Source organism: Mycobacterium sp. NGS59 (assembly GCF_059812345.1).
Window position 1 is genome coordinate 22,155 of the sequence record NZ_JCALCN010000037.1, and the last position, 15,663, is coordinate 37,817.

The 15,663-nt window shown below is 68.0% G+C and carries 14 protein-coding genes; 10 read left to right on the plus strand and 4 right to left on the minus strand.

All coding sequences use genetic code 11. The features are described from left to right. The first annotated feature begins 54 nt into the window (after nucleotides 1-54). From trmB to mmpL3, 3 genes are read left to right on the plus strand one after another with little or no spacing between them, the layout of a single operon-like run. Nucleotides 55-801: a tRNA (guanosine(46)-N7)-methyltransferase TrmB gene (gene trmB / locus AC5Y46_RS24535; RefSeq protein ID WP_499993603.1), complete on the plus strand. Its 747-nt coding sequence runs from the start codon at nucleotides 55-57 to the stop codon at nucleotides 799-801. Nucleotides 802-805: 4 nt separating this feature from the next. Further along, nucleotides 806-1,543: an NYN domain-containing protein gene (locus AC5Y46_RS24540; RefSeq protein ID WP_499993605.1), complete on the plus strand. Its 738-nt coding sequence runs from the start codon at nucleotides 806-808 to the stop codon at nucleotides 1,541-1,543. Between the two features lie 49 nt (nucleotides 1,544-1,592). Further along, nucleotides 1,593-4,427, plus strand: a complete 2,835-nt coding sequence (gene mmpL3 / locus AC5Y46_RS24545) for a trehalose monomycolate exporter MmpL3 (RefSeq protein ID WP_499993607.1) — start codon at nucleotides 1,593-1,595, stop codon at nucleotides 4,425-4,427. A 66-nt stretch (nucleotides 4,428-4,493) separates the two neighbouring features. On the opposite strand, the gene AC5Y46_RS24550 is transcribed toward mmpL3, so the two are convergent. Next, the gene (locus tag AC5Y46_RS24550; protein WP_499993609.1) at nucleotides 4,494-5,648 is read right to left on the minus strand and encodes an AI-2E family transporter; all 1,155 of its coding nucleotides are present in this window, start codon (nucleotides 5,646-5,648) and stop codon (nucleotides 4,494-4,496) included. 136 nt (nucleotides 5,649-5,784) lie between these two features. Here AC5Y46_RS24550 and AC5Y46_RS24555 point away from each other — a divergent pair, with 136 nt between their 5' ends. Further along, nucleotides 5,785-6,960: a lysylphosphatidylglycerol synthase transmembrane domain-containing protein gene (locus AC5Y46_RS24555; protein ID WP_499993611.1), complete on the plus strand. Its 1,176-nt coding sequence runs from the start codon at nucleotides 5,785-5,787 to the stop codon at nucleotides 6,958-6,960. 5 nt (nucleotides 6,961-6,965) lie between these two features. Here AC5Y46_RS24555 and AC5Y46_RS24560 read toward each other — a convergent pair whose 3' ends face one another. Continuing rightward, nucleotides 6,966-7,442 (minus strand): hemophore, encoded by a 477-nt coding sequence (locus AC5Y46_RS24560; RefSeq protein WP_499993613.1) that lies wholly within the window; start codon nucleotides 7,440-7,442, stop codon nucleotides 6,966-6,968. A 158-nt stretch (nucleotides 7,443-7,600) separates the two neighbouring features. Between AC5Y46_RS24560 and AC5Y46_RS24565 the strand changes: the two genes are divergently transcribed. The 5 genes from AC5Y46_RS24565 to AC5Y46_RS24585 all read left to right on the plus strand — a co-directional run bounded on the left by AC5Y46_RS24565 (nucleotide 7,601) and on the right by AC5Y46_RS24585 (nucleotide 12,316). Further along, complete coding sequence (locus AC5Y46_RS24565) at nucleotides 7,601-7,990, plus strand: hypothetical protein (protein WP_499993615.1); 390 nt, start codon at nucleotides 7,601-7,603, stop codon at nucleotides 7,988-7,990. A 37-nt stretch (nucleotides 7,991-8,027) separates the two neighbouring features. Further along, on the plus strand, nucleotides 8,028-8,255 hold the full coding sequence (locus AC5Y46_RS24570; protein ID WP_499993616.1) for a type II toxin-antitoxin system VapB family antitoxin: 228 nt from the start codon (nucleotides 8,028-8,030) through the stop codon (nucleotides 8,253-8,255). Between the two features lies 1 nt (nucleotide 8,256). After that, nucleotides 8,257-8,661, plus strand: coding sequence for a type II toxin-antitoxin system VapC family toxin (gene vapC / locus AC5Y46_RS24575; RefSeq protein WP_499993617.1), 405 nt, complete (start codon nucleotides 8,257-8,259; stop codon nucleotides 8,659-8,661). A gap of 170 nt (nucleotides 8,662-8,831) precedes the next feature. Next, nucleotides 8,832-11,816 carry an MMPL family transporter gene (locus tag AC5Y46_RS24580; RefSeq protein ID WP_499993619.1) on the plus strand — a complete coding sequence of 995 codons (2,985 nt, stop codon included), beginning with the start codon at nucleotides 8,832-8,834 and terminating at the stop codon, nucleotides 11,814-11,816. Next, the gene (locus tag AC5Y46_RS24585; protein ID WP_499993620.1) at nucleotides 11,813-12,316 is read left to right on the plus strand and encodes an XRE family transcriptional regulator; all 504 of its coding nucleotides are present in this window, start codon (nucleotides 11,813-11,815) and stop codon (nucleotides 12,314-12,316) included. Before AC5Y46_RS24580 ends, AC5Y46_RS24585 begins: the two co-directional genes overlap by 4 nt. Nucleotides 12,317-12,318: 2 nt before the next feature. Here AC5Y46_RS24585 and AC5Y46_RS24590 read toward each other — a convergent pair whose 3' ends face one another. After that, nucleotides 12,319-13,008, minus strand: coding sequence for a hypothetical protein (locus AC5Y46_RS24590; RefSeq protein WP_499993622.1), 690 nt, complete (start codon nucleotides 13,006-13,008; stop codon nucleotides 12,319-12,321). Beyond that, on the minus strand, nucleotides 13,005-13,640 hold the full coding sequence (locus tag AC5Y46_RS24595) for a hypothetical protein (RefSeq protein WP_499993623.1): 636 nt from the start codon (nucleotides 13,638-13,640) through the stop codon (nucleotides 13,005-13,007). The genes AC5Y46_RS24590 and AC5Y46_RS24595 overlap by 4 nt, the downstream gene beginning before the upstream one ends. A gap of 42 nt (nucleotides 13,641-13,682) precedes the next feature. Between AC5Y46_RS24595 and AC5Y46_RS24600 the strand changes: the two genes are divergently transcribed. Then, a partial coding sequence (locus tag AC5Y46_RS24600) for a M13 family metallopeptidase (protein WP_499993624.1) occupies nucleotides 13,683-15,663 on the plus strand: 1,981 nt, incomplete at its 3' end.

The window sequence follows — 15,663 nt, forward strand, 5'->3', positions numbered from 1 at the left end:
CGAAGACAACTGTTGGGTATCAATCTGGACCAGAGGCGGCTACATCCGCCGATCATGGGCCACCATGGACGAATGCACGCGCAACCCGGGGTGGGGTTACGGCCCGACACGCCCTGGGGCTATCTGCCTGCCACGAGTTTCCGGTCGCGGCGCTCGGCTTTGTCCAACGCGCAGCGCGAGACCTGGGAACGTCGCTGGCCGGAACTCGGCCGCCAGGCCGACACCCCGCCCGAGCAGCCGCTGGACACCCGCGCCTGGTTCGGCCGGGACGCGCCGCTGGTGCTGGAAATCGGTTGCGGCAGCGGGACGTCCACGCTGGCCATGGCCCAAGCCGAGCCCGACATCGACGTCATCGCGGTGGAGATCTATCGCCGCGGCCTGGCCCAGTTGCTGTGCGGTATCGACAGCGCCGGCGTCGACAACATCAGGTTGATCCGCGGCAACGGAATAGACGTGCTGAAAGATCTGATCGCGCCGGAATCGCTGACCGGGGTGCGGGTCTTCTTTCCCGACCCGTGGCCCAAGGCACGCCACCACAAGCGCCGGCTACTTCAGCCGGGAACGGTTTCCCTGATCGCCGACCGGCTACTCCCCGGGGGTGTGTTGCATGCCGCGACCGACCATCCCGGCTACGCCGAGCACATTGCCGCACTGCGACCACCCGGCCTCGTCCGCGTCGATCCCGGCACCGAATCCCTACCCATCTCCATCGTCCGTCCCATCACCAAGTACGAGACGAAGGCTCAAGAAGCGGGCAGCAGCGTCTGTGAGTTCGTATGGAAGAAGCCCGAAATCAGATGAGCACATGAGCCTCACCGAAGACGTGACGACGCCGGCGTCGGAGACGATGGCCCGCCCGATGCTGGCCGCGGGTGACCTGGCGCAGGACGGCCTCGCCGGGCTCGCGAAACCCGTGCAGCGGGTCCTGCTGGTCTGGGACGCGCCCAACCTGGACATGGGTCTGGGTTCGATCCTGGGCCGCCGGCCGACCGGGCTGGAACGGCCCCGGTTCGACGCGCTGGGCCGCTGGCTGCTGGGCCGCACCGCCGAGGTCAGTGCGCGATCGTCCGACGGCTCCGATGCCCGGATCGAGCCCGAGGCCACCGTCTTCACCAACATCGCCCCGGGCAGCGCCGAAGTGGTCCGGCCGTGGGTGGACGCGCTGCGCAACGTCGGCTTCGCCGTCTTCGCCAAGCCCAAGATCGACGAGGACAGCGACGTCGACCGCGACATGCTCGAGCACATCGACCTGCGCTACCGGGAGGGGCTGGCGGCGCTGGTGGTGGCCTCCGCCGACGGTCAGGCCTTCCGCCAGCCGCTCGAGGCGGTGGCCCGTGGCGGAACTCCTGTTCAAGTGCTTGGATTTCGCGAACACGCCAGTTGGGCGTTAGCGTCGGATAGCTTGGAGTTCGTCGACCTGGAGGACATCGCGGGTGTTTTCCGGGAGCCACTGCCGCGGATCGGCCTGGATTCGCTACCTGAGCAGGGGGCTTGGTTGCAGCCGTTCCGGCCGCTGTCGTCCCTGTTGATCTCGCGTGTGTGACAACAGAAGAGCAATGCGCGGGTCGCTAGAGATCCAGTAAGGAGCCTAAGTGTTCGCCTGGTGGGGTCGAACTGTGTACCGATTCCGTTTCATCGTAATCGGGGTCACGGTGGCTTTGTGCCTGCTCGGCGGAATCTTCGGGCTCAGTCTCGGCAAGCACGTCACGCAGAGCGGTTTCTACGACGACGGCAGCGAGTCGGTCAAGGCCTCCATCCTCGGTGACGAGGTCTACGGACGCGATCGGACCGGCCACATCGTCGCGATCTTCAAGGCGCCGGACGGCAAGACCGTCGCCGACCCGGCGTGGTCGAAGAAGGTCACCGACGAGCTCAACCAGTTCGTCGCCGACCACCCCAAACAGGTGTTCGGCTGGGCCGGCTACCTACGCGCGCCGGATAACCCCAGCCCCGTGATCAAGGGCATGGTGACCGACGACAAGCGCTACACCTTCGTGTCGATCCCCCTCAACGGCGACAACGACGACACCATCCTGACCAACTACAAGGACATCGAACCCGCACTGCAGAAGTTGGACGGCGGCACAGTGCAGCTGGCCGGCCTGCAACCGATCGCCAGCGCACTGACCGGCACCATCGCCACCGACCAGCGCCGGATGGAGGTGCTGGCGCTCCCGCTGGTCGCGGTGGTGCTGTTCCTGGTGTTCGGCGGCGCGGTCGCGGCCTGTCTGCCCGTCATGGTCGGCGGTCTGAGCATCGCGGGGTCACTGGGCATCCTGCGGCTGATCGCGATGTTCGGGCCGGTGCATTTCTTCGCCCAGCCCGTCGTCTCACTGATCGGCTTGGGCATCGCGGTGGACTACGGCTTGTTCGTGGTGAGCCGGTTCCGTGAGGAGATCGCCGAAGGCTACGACACGGAGACCGCCGTACGCCGCACCGTGATGACGGCGGGACGCACCGTGGTGTTCTCGGCAGTCCTGATCGCGGCCTCGGGCGCCAGCCTGCTGCTGTTGCCCCAGGGCTTCGTGAAGTCGCTGACCTACGCGCTGATCACGGCGGTGACGCTGGCCGCGATCCTGTCGATCACGCTGCTGCCGGCCTGCCTGGGTGTGCTCGGCAAGAACGTCGATGCGCTCGGTGTCCGGACCGCGTTCCGGGTGCCGTTCCTGCGGAACTGGAAGGTGTCCCGGGCCTACCTGAACTGGCTGGCCGATCGCCTGCAGAAGACCAAGACCCGCGAAGAGGTCGAGGCCGGGTTCTGGGGCAAGCTGACGAACTTCGTGATGAAGCGCCCGCTGGCGTTCGCCATCCCGATCGTGGTCGGCATGATCCTGCTGATCATCCCGCTGGGCAACATGTCGCTGGGCGGGATGAGCGAGAAGTATCTGCCGCCGAACAATGCGGCGCGCCAGTCGCAGGAGCATTTCGATCAGCTCTTCCCCAGCTACCGCACCAATCCGCTGACGCTGGTGATCCGGTCCACCAATCATCAGCCGGTGACCGACCAGCAGGTCGCGGACGTGCGCGCGAAGGCCATGGCCATCAGCGGGTTCAACGTGCGGGACAACAATCCGGCGAACATGTGGCAGGAGCGTTCGCAGGCTCCGGATGCCTCGAAGGATCCGTCGGTCCGGGTGCTGCAGAACGCCCTGAACAACCCGGCCGACTCGGCTCGTAAGCTCGCCGAGCTGCGCTCGATCACACCGCCCAAGGGCATCGACATCTACGTCGGCGGTACACCGGCGCTGGAGCAGGACTCGATCCACAGCCTGGTGGACAGGGCACCTTTGATGGTGATCGTGCTGATCAGCACCACCATGCTGTTGATGTTCCTGGCCTTCGGCTCGGTGGTGTTGCCGATCAAGGCCGCGGTCATGAGCGTGCTGACCCTCGGTTCCACGATGGGCATCCTGACCTGGATATTCATCGACGGCCATGGCGCCGGCCTGTTGAATTTCACGCCGACACCGCTGATGGTGGTGATCATCGCGCTGGTGGTGGCGGTCGGCTACGGCCTGGCCACCGACTACGAGGTCTTCCTGGTCTCCCGCATGGTCGAGGCCCGCGAGAACGGCATGTCGACCCAGGAGTCGATCCGGATCGGGACGGCGACCACCGGGCGGTTGATCACCGCCGCCGCGTTGGTTCTGGCCGTGGTCGCCGGGTCGTTCGTCTTCTCCGACCTGGTGATGATGAAGTACCTGGCCTTCGGGTTGATGGCGGCGCTGCTGTTGGACGCGACCGTGGTCCGGATGTTCCTGGTGCCGTCGGTGATGAAGCTGCTCGGCGACGACTGCTGGTGGGCGCCGCGCTGGATGCGGCGCCTGCAGAACCGCATCGGTCTGGGCGAGATCCAGCTGCCCGACGAGCGCAAGCGGCCTGCCAGCACGGTGCGTCCGCCGGTGACGGCCGGTCTGGTCGCCGCGACCCCGCGGCCTCCGCACGACCCCACGCACCCGGCGCCGCTGCCGCGTCCGGCGGCCCGGCCAGAACTGGGTCCGTCGAACGCGCCGGCCCCGGCGGCCAGCCCGCAGGTCCCGGTCCGGTCCGGCCAGTCCGCGAACCAGCCCCAGGAGGCGCCGACCGCTCGACTGCAGCAGCCGTCGCGCAACGGGCCGGCCACCGCGACCACCCGCCCGCCGGCCCGGGTGCCGACCTCGAAGCCGCCCACCCCGTCGGCGGAGGAGACCAACAAGATGCCGGCCGCGGGCAACCGGCCCGACGCCAAGCCCGAGGACCCGTCCGACGAGACGGTCGCACTACCGGCCCAGCGGGCCGACGAGGACTCGGAGACGGCTACCGAGAAGCTCAACGCGCGGGGGATCCAGGGCGAGAACGCGGTGGACAACGGGCGTCAGCGTCGCCGAGGTGGCGGCGGCGGGCTGTCGGCCCAGGATCTGCTGCGCCGCGAAGGACGCCGGATCTAGCTCGCCAGGATGGCATTGCGCCGAGCGTGTCGCCACTGCGAAAAAAGCGCTCGTTTTTCGCAGTAGTTACACGCTGGGTGAGGGTTCCTTGTCGGGCTTGTCCGGTTTCGCCTGGACGATCGCCGACACCTCTTCCTCGTCTTTCTGCTCCTCGGCCTCGGCCTCGGGATCCTTGGCCAGCAGCACCTGTAGCGCGTTGTTCAGGAACGCCACGGTCGGCACGGACAGCAGGGCGCCGACGATCCCGGCCAGCACCCCGCCGGTGGAGATGGCCAACACCACCGCCAACGGGTGGATCGACACCGCGCGCCCCATCACCAGCGGCTGCAGCACGTGCGCCTCGAGCTGGTTGACCACGATCAGCAGACCGAGCGTGAGCAGCGCGTACACCATGCCCTTGGCCAGCAGCGCGACCACCACGGCCAGCAAACCCGACACCAGCGCACCGATCAGCGGCACGAAGGCGCCGAGGAAGACGATGGACGCCAACGGCAGCGCCAGCGGCACACCCATGATCGCCAGACCCGCGCCGACCCCGACCGCATCGGTCAACGCGACCAGGAAGGTGGCCCGGATGTATCCCGTCAGCGCGCCGTACCCGGCCAGACCCGCCTGGTGCACGCGGCTGCGGACATGGGTCGGGACCAGCTTCTGGACGTACTGCCAGATGTTGCGGCCGCCGTAGAGGAAGAAGATCAGCGTGAACAGCACCAACACCGCCGCGGTGGCCAACTCGGTGATGGTGGCGGCGGTGGACAGGGCGCCGCTGGTCAGCTTCTCCTGGTTGTTGCGCACCGCCTGGATCGCGGAGTTGCCGGCGTTGTCGATCTGTTCGCGACGCACGTGCGGCGGCCCTTCGATCAGCCATTTGCGGGCCGAGTCGATGCTGTGTTCGACCTGGGTGACCAGGTCGGGCAACCCGACGATGAACTGGCTGACGACGAAAGCCAGGATGCCGCCGAGGATCGCGAACCCGGCCAGCAACACCAGCGTCACCGCGACACCGCGCGGCACGCCGCGGGTGTCCAGCCAATCCACCAACGGCACCAGCAAAGCGCTGATCATCAGCGCCAGCAGCACCGGCACGACGATCACTTCCAGCTTGTCGACCACCCACAGCAGCGCGACAGCCGCGGCCACGATGACCAGCAGCCGCCAGGACCAGGCGGCGGCCTTTCGGACCAGCGGACTTACGGATTCGTCGTCGATGGTTGCCGACATTGGGCAAGCGTAGCCGGGGTGGCGGCGCAACTTCCGCAAACCAGGGCGCCACGATCCGGTTACGACCCTGGAACGACGTCGACACGTCAGCGACGTGCATCGATGCGCGCGACACCGGCACGGTTACCCTAGTGCGATGTCACCGGACGCCGCCGCCCGCAAGCTCGTGGGAGGGCGGTTGGGGACGTTCACCCGCCAGGGCGACGCGCCGCCGCGCGGCAAGTATTGGTGGCTGAGGTGGGTCGGGCTCGTCGTCGTGGTGGTCGTGCTTTGCGTCGAGATCGCCCTGGTGCGCGATCAGTTGGCCAAAGCGTGGATGAGTCTGTATGAGGCCAAGTGGTGGTGGTTGGTCGCCGCGATGGTCGCCGCGGCGGCGTCGATGCACAGTTTCGCGCAGATCCAGCGCACGCTGCTGGCGTCCGCCGGCGTGCACGTCAAGCAATTGCGGTCCGAGGCCGCGTTTTACGCGGCCAACTCGCTGAGCACCACGTTGCCCGGCGGACCGGTGATCTCGGCGACGTTCCTGCTCCGTCAGCAACGCCTCTGGGGCGCCTCGACGGTGGTGGCCTCCTGGCAGCTGGTGATGTCGGGCGCGCTGCAGGCGGTCGGGTTGGCGGTGCTCGGGTTGGGTGGGGCGTTCCTGCTGGGCGCCAAGAACAACCCGTTCTCGCTGCTGTTCACCCTCGGCGGGTTCGTCGCGCTGATGCTGCTGGCCCAGGCGGTGGCGTCACGGCCGGAGCTGATCGAGGGCATCGGCATCAAGGTGCTGTCCTGGGTCAATTCGGTCCGTGGCAAACCGGCCGACGCCGGCGTGGACAAATGGCGCGAGATCCTGATGCAACTCGAGTCGGTGAGCCTGAGCCGACGCGACCTCGGGGTGGCGTTCAGCTGGTCGCTGTTCAATTGGGTCGCCGACGTCGCGTGCCTGGCCTGCGCGGCCTACGCCGCCGGCGATCACGCGTCGGTCGCCGGGTTGACGGTCGCCTACGCCGCGGCGCGTGCGGTCGGGACGATTCCGCTGATGCCGGGCGGTCTGCTGGTCGTGGAGGCGGTGCTGGTGCCCGGGCTGGTGTCGTCGGGTATGGCGCTGCCCAACGCCATCTCGGCGATGCTGATCTACCGCTTGATCAGTTGGTTGTTCATCGCCGCGATCGGGTGGGTGGTGTTCTTCTTCATGTTCCGCCGCGAGCGCGCGGCAGACTCCGACGCCGAGGACCCGCCCACCGACCCCGGCATCGCGGGCCGGGGACTGAACGCCACCGATCCGGCCGCCTCGGAGCACGGCAGCAACCCCCTGCCGCCGCCGGACTGAGTGCTCTAGCCGTTGTTAGGCCTGGGGCCCGGCAGCGACGGACTTGCGGGCGCTGCGGGCGCCGCACCCGGCAGACCGGGCAATCCGCCAGCCCCCTGCGCGGCCTGGAACAGGCTGAGCGCCTGCGGCAGCGTGATCGGCAACTTGCACTGCGTGCCCAGTTTGTTCAACGGGTTGGCCAGCCCCTGCAGATCCAGCGCGACCTTCGGGTTGGCCTCGAAGTAGCTCTTCAGCGTCACCGCCGACTGCGGTCCGGCCGGTTCCTGCAGGACGGACGTCAACGCCTGATTGGTCTCCGGGTGCGAGTCCAAATAGTCGCCGGTCTGCTTGGCGACGGTGCCGACGGTGCGGGCGACCTCGCTGGCCGCGCACGGGTCGGTTGCACCCGTCGCCGCCGGAGCGGCGACGAACGCACTGCCGGCACCAGTCAGTCCGGCCGCGACGACAACGGCCAAAACCCCACGGCGCGTGCTTACTTGCATGGAAAACTCCTCACGAATCCGCCGCACGATGTCCCCCGACCGCGGCCCCGACCATCGTGCCATCAGTCCAGACCGTGCCGCCAATTCTGGGCTTGGACCCGTCCGCGGTGTGCGCGGCTCCGAATAACCCCAGTTGTGCAATCAGCAAGGAGGTACCGATGACGCTCAGCATTGCTGCGCCGGCTGGCGTAGTCAGCTTCCGCCAGCTCGCGTGCACGCTGCAGATGAAGCCGGGTCAACGTCTCGCGGCAGTCAATGTGCCGCCGGACGGCGGGTTGGTCGTTCCCCGGGCTGCCGCGCTGTATCCCGACGACGCCGATGCGGTCATCGGCTTCGTCACCGAACCCACACAGCTGCCACTCCTTGACTGCGTCTACGCGGCCGCCCGTGACGCTCGCCCCGCCTGGCTGGGTCATCCCCGTGGCTGGCACCGCGATTGGCTCACCGCAGCCCTGGGACGATACGGCGTTCGTGGCGTCGACGAGCGGGTGATCGGTGGCGCGTGGATTGCCGTGCATCTGCGTGGCGGCCCGCGCGCAGTGCGCTAATAGCCTGCCAATACACCTGCTGGTGTATTGTGGTGTGATGTCGCGGACCAATATCGAGATCGACGACGAGCTGGTGGCCGCGGTGCAACGAATGTACCGACTGGATTCCAAGCGGAGCGCGGTCGACTTCGCCCTACGGAGGCTGGTGGGCGAGCCGCTGGACCGCGACGAGGCGTTGGCGTTGCAGGGCAGTGGTTTCGATTTCAGCAACGACGAGATCGAGTCGTTTTCGGACGCGGCCACTGCGCCGGCAGATCAGCCTTGAATTGATTGTCGACACCTCGGTCTGGATCGAATTCCTTTCCAGCCCAGACTCATTCGCCGGCCGCTGGCTCGCAGATCGAATCGCCGCCGACGCAAAAGTGATCGTCCCTGAAGTGGTGTTGATGGAACTGCTGATCGGCACCACCGACGAGGACAATGCCGCGTTACGGCGGCGGTTACTCCAGCGGTTTGACATAGCGCCTCTCGCCCCGGTGCGCGACGCAGAAGATGCGGCCGCCATCCACCGGCGCTGCCGTCGCGGCGGCGATACGGTACGCAGCCTGATCGATTGCCAAGTGGCCGCGATGGCGCTGCGACTCGGAGTCACTGTCGCCCACCGCGACCGCGACTACGAGGTGATCCGCCGGCATTGCGGATTGCAGACCGTGCCGCTGTTCTCCAGATGACTGACCGGCCGTCGGGCACCGGCCAACCCCGATCACGACTTAACAACGATCCCGCCAAACCAGTGTCGTCGCAGCTCAAGACGCGATAAGCAAACACCTGACCCCGCGGGTATTCTCGCGGGCGCACGCGCTGCGCAAGACATACGGGGAGTTAAGAAATCCAGCAGTTCATGATGCGGCTGAGCCGCAACCTGCGCAGATTCCGCTGGTTCGTGTTCACAGCCTGGTTGCTGGCGTTGGTTCCGGCGGTCTATTTGGCGATGACGCAGTCGGGAAATCTGACCGGCGGCGGGTTCGAGGTCGCCGGCTCCCAGTCGCTGGCCGTGCACGACCAACTCGTCGCCCAATACCCCGAGCTGGGCGCCTCACCCCTGGCGCTGGTGGCCGCGCCCCGCGCCGACGCCACCTATCAGGACATCAACGACGCCGTCGCGCAGCTCAGACAGATCGCCAGAGAACTGCCCGGCGTCACCGAGGCGCCCAACCCCACCCAGCGCCCACCGCAACCCGACCGGCCCTACGTGGTGACGCTGCGTCTGGACGCCCGGAACGCCGGCACCAGCGACGTCGCCAAGAAACTCCGGCAACGAATCGGCGTCGAAGACGACCGCTCCGGGCAGACCGCGAACGGTCACGTCCGGCTCTACGTCATCGGCCAGGGTGCGCTGTCCGCCGCGGCCGCGGCCAACACCAAGCACGACATCGCCAAGGCCGAGGAATGGAACCTGCCGATCATCCTGATCGTCCTGCTGGCGGTGTTCGGGTCGCTGGCGGCCGCGGCGATCCCGCTGGCACTGGGCATCTGCACGGTCGTGGTCACCATGGGACTGGTCTATCTGCTGTCCATGCACACCACCATGTCGGTGTTCGTGACGTCGACGGTGTCCATGTTCGGCATCGCGTTGGCCGTGGATTATTCGCTGTTCATCCTGATGCGGTTCCGCGAGGAGCTGCGCACCGGCCGCCAGCCCCAGGAAGCCGTGGACGCCGCGATGGCCACTTCCGGGCTGGCGGTGGTGCTGTCCGGGATGACGGTCATCGCCTCGCTCACCGGCATCTACCTGATCAACACCCCGGCGCTGCGATCGATGGCCACCGGCGCGATCCTGGCGGTCGCGGTCGCGATGCTGACCTCGGCCACGCTGACACCGGCGCTGCTGGCCACCTTCTCCCGAGCCGCGGCCAAACGCTCGCCGCTGTTGCACTGGTCGCGCCGCCCGGAGAGCACCGTGTCCCGGTTCTGGACGCGCTGGGTCGGCTGGGTGATGCGCCGGCCGTGGATCTCGGCGCTGGCCGCCTCGGCCGTGCTGTTGCTGATGGCGGCCCCGGCGACGTCGATGGTGTTGGGCAACAGCCTGTTGCGACAGTTCGACTCCTCCCACGAGATCCGCGCCGGCGTGGCCGCGGCGTCGCAGGCGCTGGGCCCGGGCGCCATGGGTCCCGTCCAAGTGCTGGTGACGTTCTCCGACTGGCCACAGGGACAGGACGCCGTCTCGGCCCACGCGCAGATCCTCGACGCGTTGCGCCAGCGGATGTCGCAGGCACCCGACGTGGCTTCGGTGCCCCCGCCGGTCTTCAGCGGCGACCGCAGGACCGCGCTGCTGTCTGCGGTGCTGTCGGTCGACCCCGAGGACATGCGGGCCCGGCACACCGTGGACTGGATGCGCAGCCAGCTGCCCAGGACCGCCGGCGACGCGCAGGTGGCCGTCGGCGGCTCGACAGCGCTGATCAAGGACTTCGACGACCGGGTCGCCGAAACGCAGCCGCTGGTGCTGGGCTTCGTCGCGCTGATCGCGTTCGTCATGTTGCTGCTCTCGGTGCACTCGGTCCTGTTGGCGCTCAAGGGCGTGCTGATGACACTGCTGTCGGTGGCCGCGGCGTACGGATCGCTGGTGATGATCTTCCAATGGGGCTGGGCGGAGAAACTGGGTTTCCCGCACCTGACCTCCATCGACAGCACGGTGCCGCCGCTGGTCCTGGCGATGACGTTCGGGCTGTCCATGGACTACGAGATCTTCCTGCTCACCCGGATTCGGGAACGTTTCCTGCAGACCGGTCACACCCGCGACGCGGTCGCCTACGGGGTGAGCACCAGCGCCCGCACGATCACCAGCGCCGCCCTGATCATGATCGCGGTGTTCTGCGGGTTCGCGTTCGCCGGCATGCCGCTGGTCGCCGAGATCGGGGTGGCCTGTGCGGTCGCGATCGCCGTCGACGCCACCGTGGTGCGGCTGGTCCTGGTGCCCGCGCTGATGGCGATGTTCGCCAAATGGAACTGGTGGCTGCCGGGCTGGCTCGGCCGGGTCCTGCCGTCGGTGGACTTCGACCGTCCGCTGCCCGACGTCGACCTGGGCGGTGTCGTCGTCATCCCGGAGGACATCACCGCCGCGATCGCGCCCAGCGCCGATCTGCGGATGGTGATCAAGTCCGCGGCCAAGCTCAAACACCTTGCGCCCGACGCCATCTGCGTGGCGGACCCGTTGGCCTTCAGCGGCTGCGGACGCAAGGACCCGGACTGCGAACCCGCCGGCGACACCCTGGACACGCCGGCGCCGCTCGAGTCCTCGGTCGACGACGACACCGAACTGGTCATCGGGGTGGGCCAGGCGACAGCCCGCCGGGTCGGCCTGGCATATCGCACCAGCATCGCGCGGGCCATGTCCTGGACGGACCGTCCCGTCCATCCGGTCACCCTCTGGCGAGGTCGGCTCTCCGTCGCTCTCGACGCGCTCGACAGCCGGACCGCCAAGACCGCGCGGAGCCGATATCGGCGGCGCAGCCCGGTGGAGACCACCCACGTCCAGCTGCCCACCGGCGACCGGCTGCAGATCCCGACCGGGGCCGAAACGCTGCGCCTCAAGGGTTATCTGATCATGAGCCGTAACAGCAGCCGCGATTACGCCGATTTTGCTGACATGGTTGAGGTGATGGAGCCGGAGACCGCCGCGGTGGCGCTGGCCGGAATGGATCGGTATTACAGTTGTCAGCCTTCGTCTTCGCGGCGGCACTGGATCGCCACCGAGCTGGTCCGCCGGCTGGCGGACCCCGATCCGTCCGACCTCGACTCGACAGAGTCCGACGTCAAGGCAAACTGGGAGGGGGTCCGGCAGCGCTGCCTGTCCGTGGCCGTGGCGATGTTGGAGGAGGCGAGGTGACGTTGGCAGCCGACCAGCGAAGATCCGCGCCCGCGCCGCCGTCGCAGCAGCGCGATCCCGACCCCGATCAGCCCGTCGAGTTCTGGTCGACGGCAGCGATCCATGCGTCCCTGCAAGGTGGCGACATCGCCACGTGGAAGCGCATCGCCGGCGCACTCAAGCGCGACCCGTACGGGCGCACCGCGCGGCAGGTGGAGGAGATCCTCGGAGGCTCCCGGCCGGCCGGCATCGCCAAAGCCCTCTGGGAGGTGCTCGAGCGCGCCCGCACCCACCTCGAGGCCAACGAGCGCACCGAGGTGGCCCGCCATGTGCGGCTGCTGCTGGACCGCTCCGGGTTGGTCCAGCAGGAATTCGCGTCACGTATCGGGGTGACCGCCGAAGACCTCACCGCCTACCTCGACGGCCGGGTGAGCCCGTCGGCCTCGCTGATGATCCGGATGCGCAGACTCTCCGACCGGTTCGTCCGGGTCAAGAACGAGCGCCCGCCCAGTTCCAACTGACCTCAGCGCGAGTTGATCGGCATGATGTCCTGCACCAGCCAGTCGTTGCCGCGTTTGGACAACGTCACGCGCACCGCCGGAGCGGCCTTGCTGCTGGGTTGACCGGGGGTGTCCTGGGTGACCCGCATGACCACCGCGACACTGGCCGCCGACGGCCCGATGGCCTCGACACCGGCCGCCAGCGTGGCGGCCTGCGCGGTGACCTTGCGCTGCTGCATGTCGGCGGTGGTCTTGAGGTATTCCTCTCGGAACTTGCCCGCCCGCTCGGGCACCATCAGCGACGCGGCGCGGTCGATCGACTCCCCCGGCGCCGTCGGCGAGAACGACGCGACCGCCTCGGCCGCGCGGGTGGCGACCTGCACCACCGCCACCGAGTCCCGTTTGAAGTCGTCGTCCTTGGTGGTCCAGTGGGTGTATCCGGTCACTACGGCAGCGCTCAGGGCCGCCGTGGCCAGGAAGACGATCGCCAGCCGCAGCCCCGGGGCGTCGTCGTCGGTCCCGACGCTCACCGCGTCGCGGCGCAGCAGCCAGAAGTTGACGGCCACGCCCTGCACGATCAGCAACACCAGCGCGGTACCGAGCGCAACCCACCAGCGCGGCCACGCGAGCACCACGCCGATCCCGACCAGCGCGACGATCGCCGCCAGCGGCGCCAGCACGTCGAAAGCGGTGAGCCGCCACACGTTCCTCATCGGATCGACTCCAGCTTGGAGATCAGCAGTTTGCCGTCGACCTGCGAGACGTCCAGCCGCAGACTCCAGTGCACGACTTGCGGCGGGCCGCCGGTCTTCTCGGCGACGGACGTCGCGACCAGCATCACCGAGTCGGTCCGGGTGGCGAACGCCGGCAGCTTGGTCGTCACCACGTTGCGCGGGGAGCCGGGCACCGTGTCCAGGTCGCGGTGCACGGTGTCGATGGCCACCGCCTCCACCCGCCCGACGCTCTGGGCCTGCAGCTTGGCCGCCACCTGCCGGTACGACTGTATGGTCGCCTCGAAGTCGGTGTTGAGTTCTCCGACCGTGCCCTCGTGCAGTCGCTGCAGGCTGGCGTCGAGGTTGCCGGTGTTCATGTTGATCAGCACGTCTGACCAGTCGGCCGCGGCTTGCATGACCCTGGACTGGTAGATGCGTTCGTCGGAGGCGTCGCGGTGGTTGATCCAGATCAGCACGCCCAGCACCACCGCCGCGACCGAGACCAGGCCCAGCACCGTCGAGGCGATGCCGAAGCTGGAGAACATACCGCCTTCGTCGTCGTCGTCGGCTTCGTCGCCTTCGTCGTCGGTATCGTCGTCGGCCGGTTCCTCAGTTTTGTCCAGGTCAGGCATGGCCCGATCGTTGCACCCGAAACGAGATGGAAGGATGGCGGGGTGACAGTAGAGGCCATCCGCTCGGGTATCGACCTGAGCTATGTCGACCCAGCCGCGCGCCCCCAGGACGACCTTTTCGGCCACGTCAACGGCCGCTGGCTCACCGAGTACGACATCCCCGCCGACCGCGCCACCGACGGCGCCTTCCGCACCCTGTTCGACCGGGCCGAGGAGCAGGTGCGCGACCTGATCATCGGGGCCAGCCAGAGCGGCGCGCCCGCGGGCACCGACGAGCAGCGCATCGGCGACCTCTACGCCAGCTTCCTCGACGAGGCCACCATCGAGCACAGGGGTCTGCAACCGCTGCACGACGAGCTGGCGGTCATCGACGGCGCTGCCGACCGTGACGCGCTGGCCGCCGTCGTCGGGTCGCTGCAACGCACCGGAGTCGGCGGGGGCGTCGGTCTGTACGTCGACACCGATTCCAAGGACTCGACCCGCTACCTCGTGCACTTCAGCCAGTCCGGGATCGGCCTGCCCGACGAGTCCTACTTCCGCGACGAGCAGCACGGCGCCGTGCTGGCGGCCTACCCGGGGCACATCGCCAGGATGTTCGGCCTGGTGTTCGGGGGCTCGGAGGCAGATCACGCCGAGACCGCGGCCCGCATCGTTGCGCTGGAGAGCAAGCTCGCCGCCGCGCACTGGGACGTGGTCAAGCGCCGCGACGCCGAATTGACGTACAACTTGCGGACTTTCGTCGACCTGCAGACCGAGGGCGCGGGATTCGACTGGGCCGGCTGGGTCACCGCGCTGGGTTCGAGCCCGGAAGCTGTCGCGGAAGTCGTTGTGCGCCAGCCTGATTACCTCGTAGCCTTCGCGGCGCTGTGGGGCGGCGAGGACTTGGACGACTGGAAGAGCTGGGCGCGTTGGCGGTTGATCCGCGCCCGGGCGCCGTGGTTGACCGACGAGATGGTCGCCGCGGACTTCGACTTCTACGGCCGCCGGCTGACCGGCACCGAGCAGATCCGGGATCGCTGGAAGCGGGCGGTCGCGCTGGTGGAGACGCTGATGGGCGACGCCGTCGGAAAGCTGTACGTGGACAAGCACTTTCCGCCAGACGCCAAAGCCCGCATCGACACGCTGGTGGACAATCTGCGCGAGGCCTACCGGATCAGCATCAGCGACCTGGACTGGATGACCCCGCAGACCCGGGAACGTGCGCTGACCAAGCTGGCGAAGTTCACCGCCAAGGTCGGCTATCCGGTGAGGTGGCGCGACTACTCCGCGCTGGTCATCGACCGCGCCGACCTCTACGGCAACTACCAGCGCGGCTACGCCGTCATGCACGACCGCGAACTGGCCAAGCTCGGCGGGCCCGTGGACCGCGACGAGTGGTTCATGACCCCGCAGACCGTCAACGCGTATTACAACCCGGGGATGAACGAGATCGTCTTTCCCGCAGCCATTCTGCAGCCGCCGTTCTTCGATGCCGACGCCGATGACGCGGCCAACTACGGCGGCATCGGCGCGGTGATCGGCCACGAGATCGGGCACGGCTTCGACGATCAGGGCGCCAAGTACGACGGCGACGGCAACCTGGTGGACTGGTGGACCGACGACGACCGCACCGAGTTCGGCGCGCGCACCAAGGCGCTGATCGAGCAGTACGAGGAGTACGTGCCACGGGAACTCGACGGCGGACACCACGTGAACGGCGCGTTCACCGTCGGGGAGAACATCGGTGATCTGGGCGGCCTGTCCATCGCGCTGCTGGCTTATCAGCTGTCACTGAACGGTGAGCCGGCACCCGTGATCGACGGGTTGTCCGGGGTGCAGCGGGTGTTCTTCGGCTGGGCTCAGGTGTGGCGCACCAAATCCCGTGCCGCCGAGGCTATCCGGCGGTTGGCGGTGGATCCGCACTCGCCGCCGGAGTTCCGCTGCAACGGCGTGATCCGCAATGTCGACGCGTTCTACGAGGCGTTCGAGGTGGCCGAGGACGACGCGCTGTTCCTCGAACCCCACCGCCGCGTGCGCATCTGGA

Bases quoted from the DNA above. Each gene is read 5' to 3' on its own strand.
- trmB (WP_499993603.1), top strand. From the start codon at position 55: ATGGGCCACCATGGACGAATGCACGCGCAACCCGGGGTGGGGTTACGG.
- AC5Y46_RS24540 (WP_499993605.1), top strand. From the start codon at position 806: ATGAGCCTCACCGAAGACGTGACGACGCCGGCGTCGGAGACGATGGCC.
- AC5Y46_RS24550 (WP_499993609.1), bottom strand. From the start codon at position 5,648: ATGTCGGCAACCATCGACGACGAATCCGTAAGTCCGCTGGTCCGAAAG.
- AC5Y46_RS24555 (WP_499993611.1), top strand. From the start codon at position 5,785: ATGTCACCGGACGCCGCCGCCCGCAAGCTCGTGGGAGGGCGGTTGGGG.
- AC5Y46_RS24560 (WP_499993613.1), bottom strand. From the start codon at position 7,442: ATGCAAGTAAGCACGCGCCGTGGGGTTTTGGCCGTTGTCGTCGCGGCC.
- AC5Y46_RS24565 (WP_499993615.1), top strand. From the start codon at position 7,601: ATGACGCTCAGCATTGCTGCGCCGGCTGGCGTAGTCAGCTTCCGCCAG.
- AC5Y46_RS24570 (WP_499993616.1), top strand. From the start codon at position 8,028: ATGTCGCGGACCAATATCGAGATCGACGACGAGCTGGTGGCCGCGGTG.
- AC5Y46_RS24580 (WP_499993619.1), top strand. From the start codon at position 8,832: ATGATGCGGCTGAGCCGCAACCTGCGCAGATTCCGCTGGTTCGTGTTC.
- AC5Y46_RS24590 (WP_499993622.1), bottom strand. From the start codon at position 13,008: ATGAGGAACGTGTGGCGGCTCACCGCTTTCGACGTGCTGGCGCCGCTG.
- AC5Y46_RS24595 (WP_499993623.1), bottom strand. From the start codon at position 13,640: ATGCCTGACCTGGACAAAACTGAGGAACCGGCCGACGACGATACCGAC.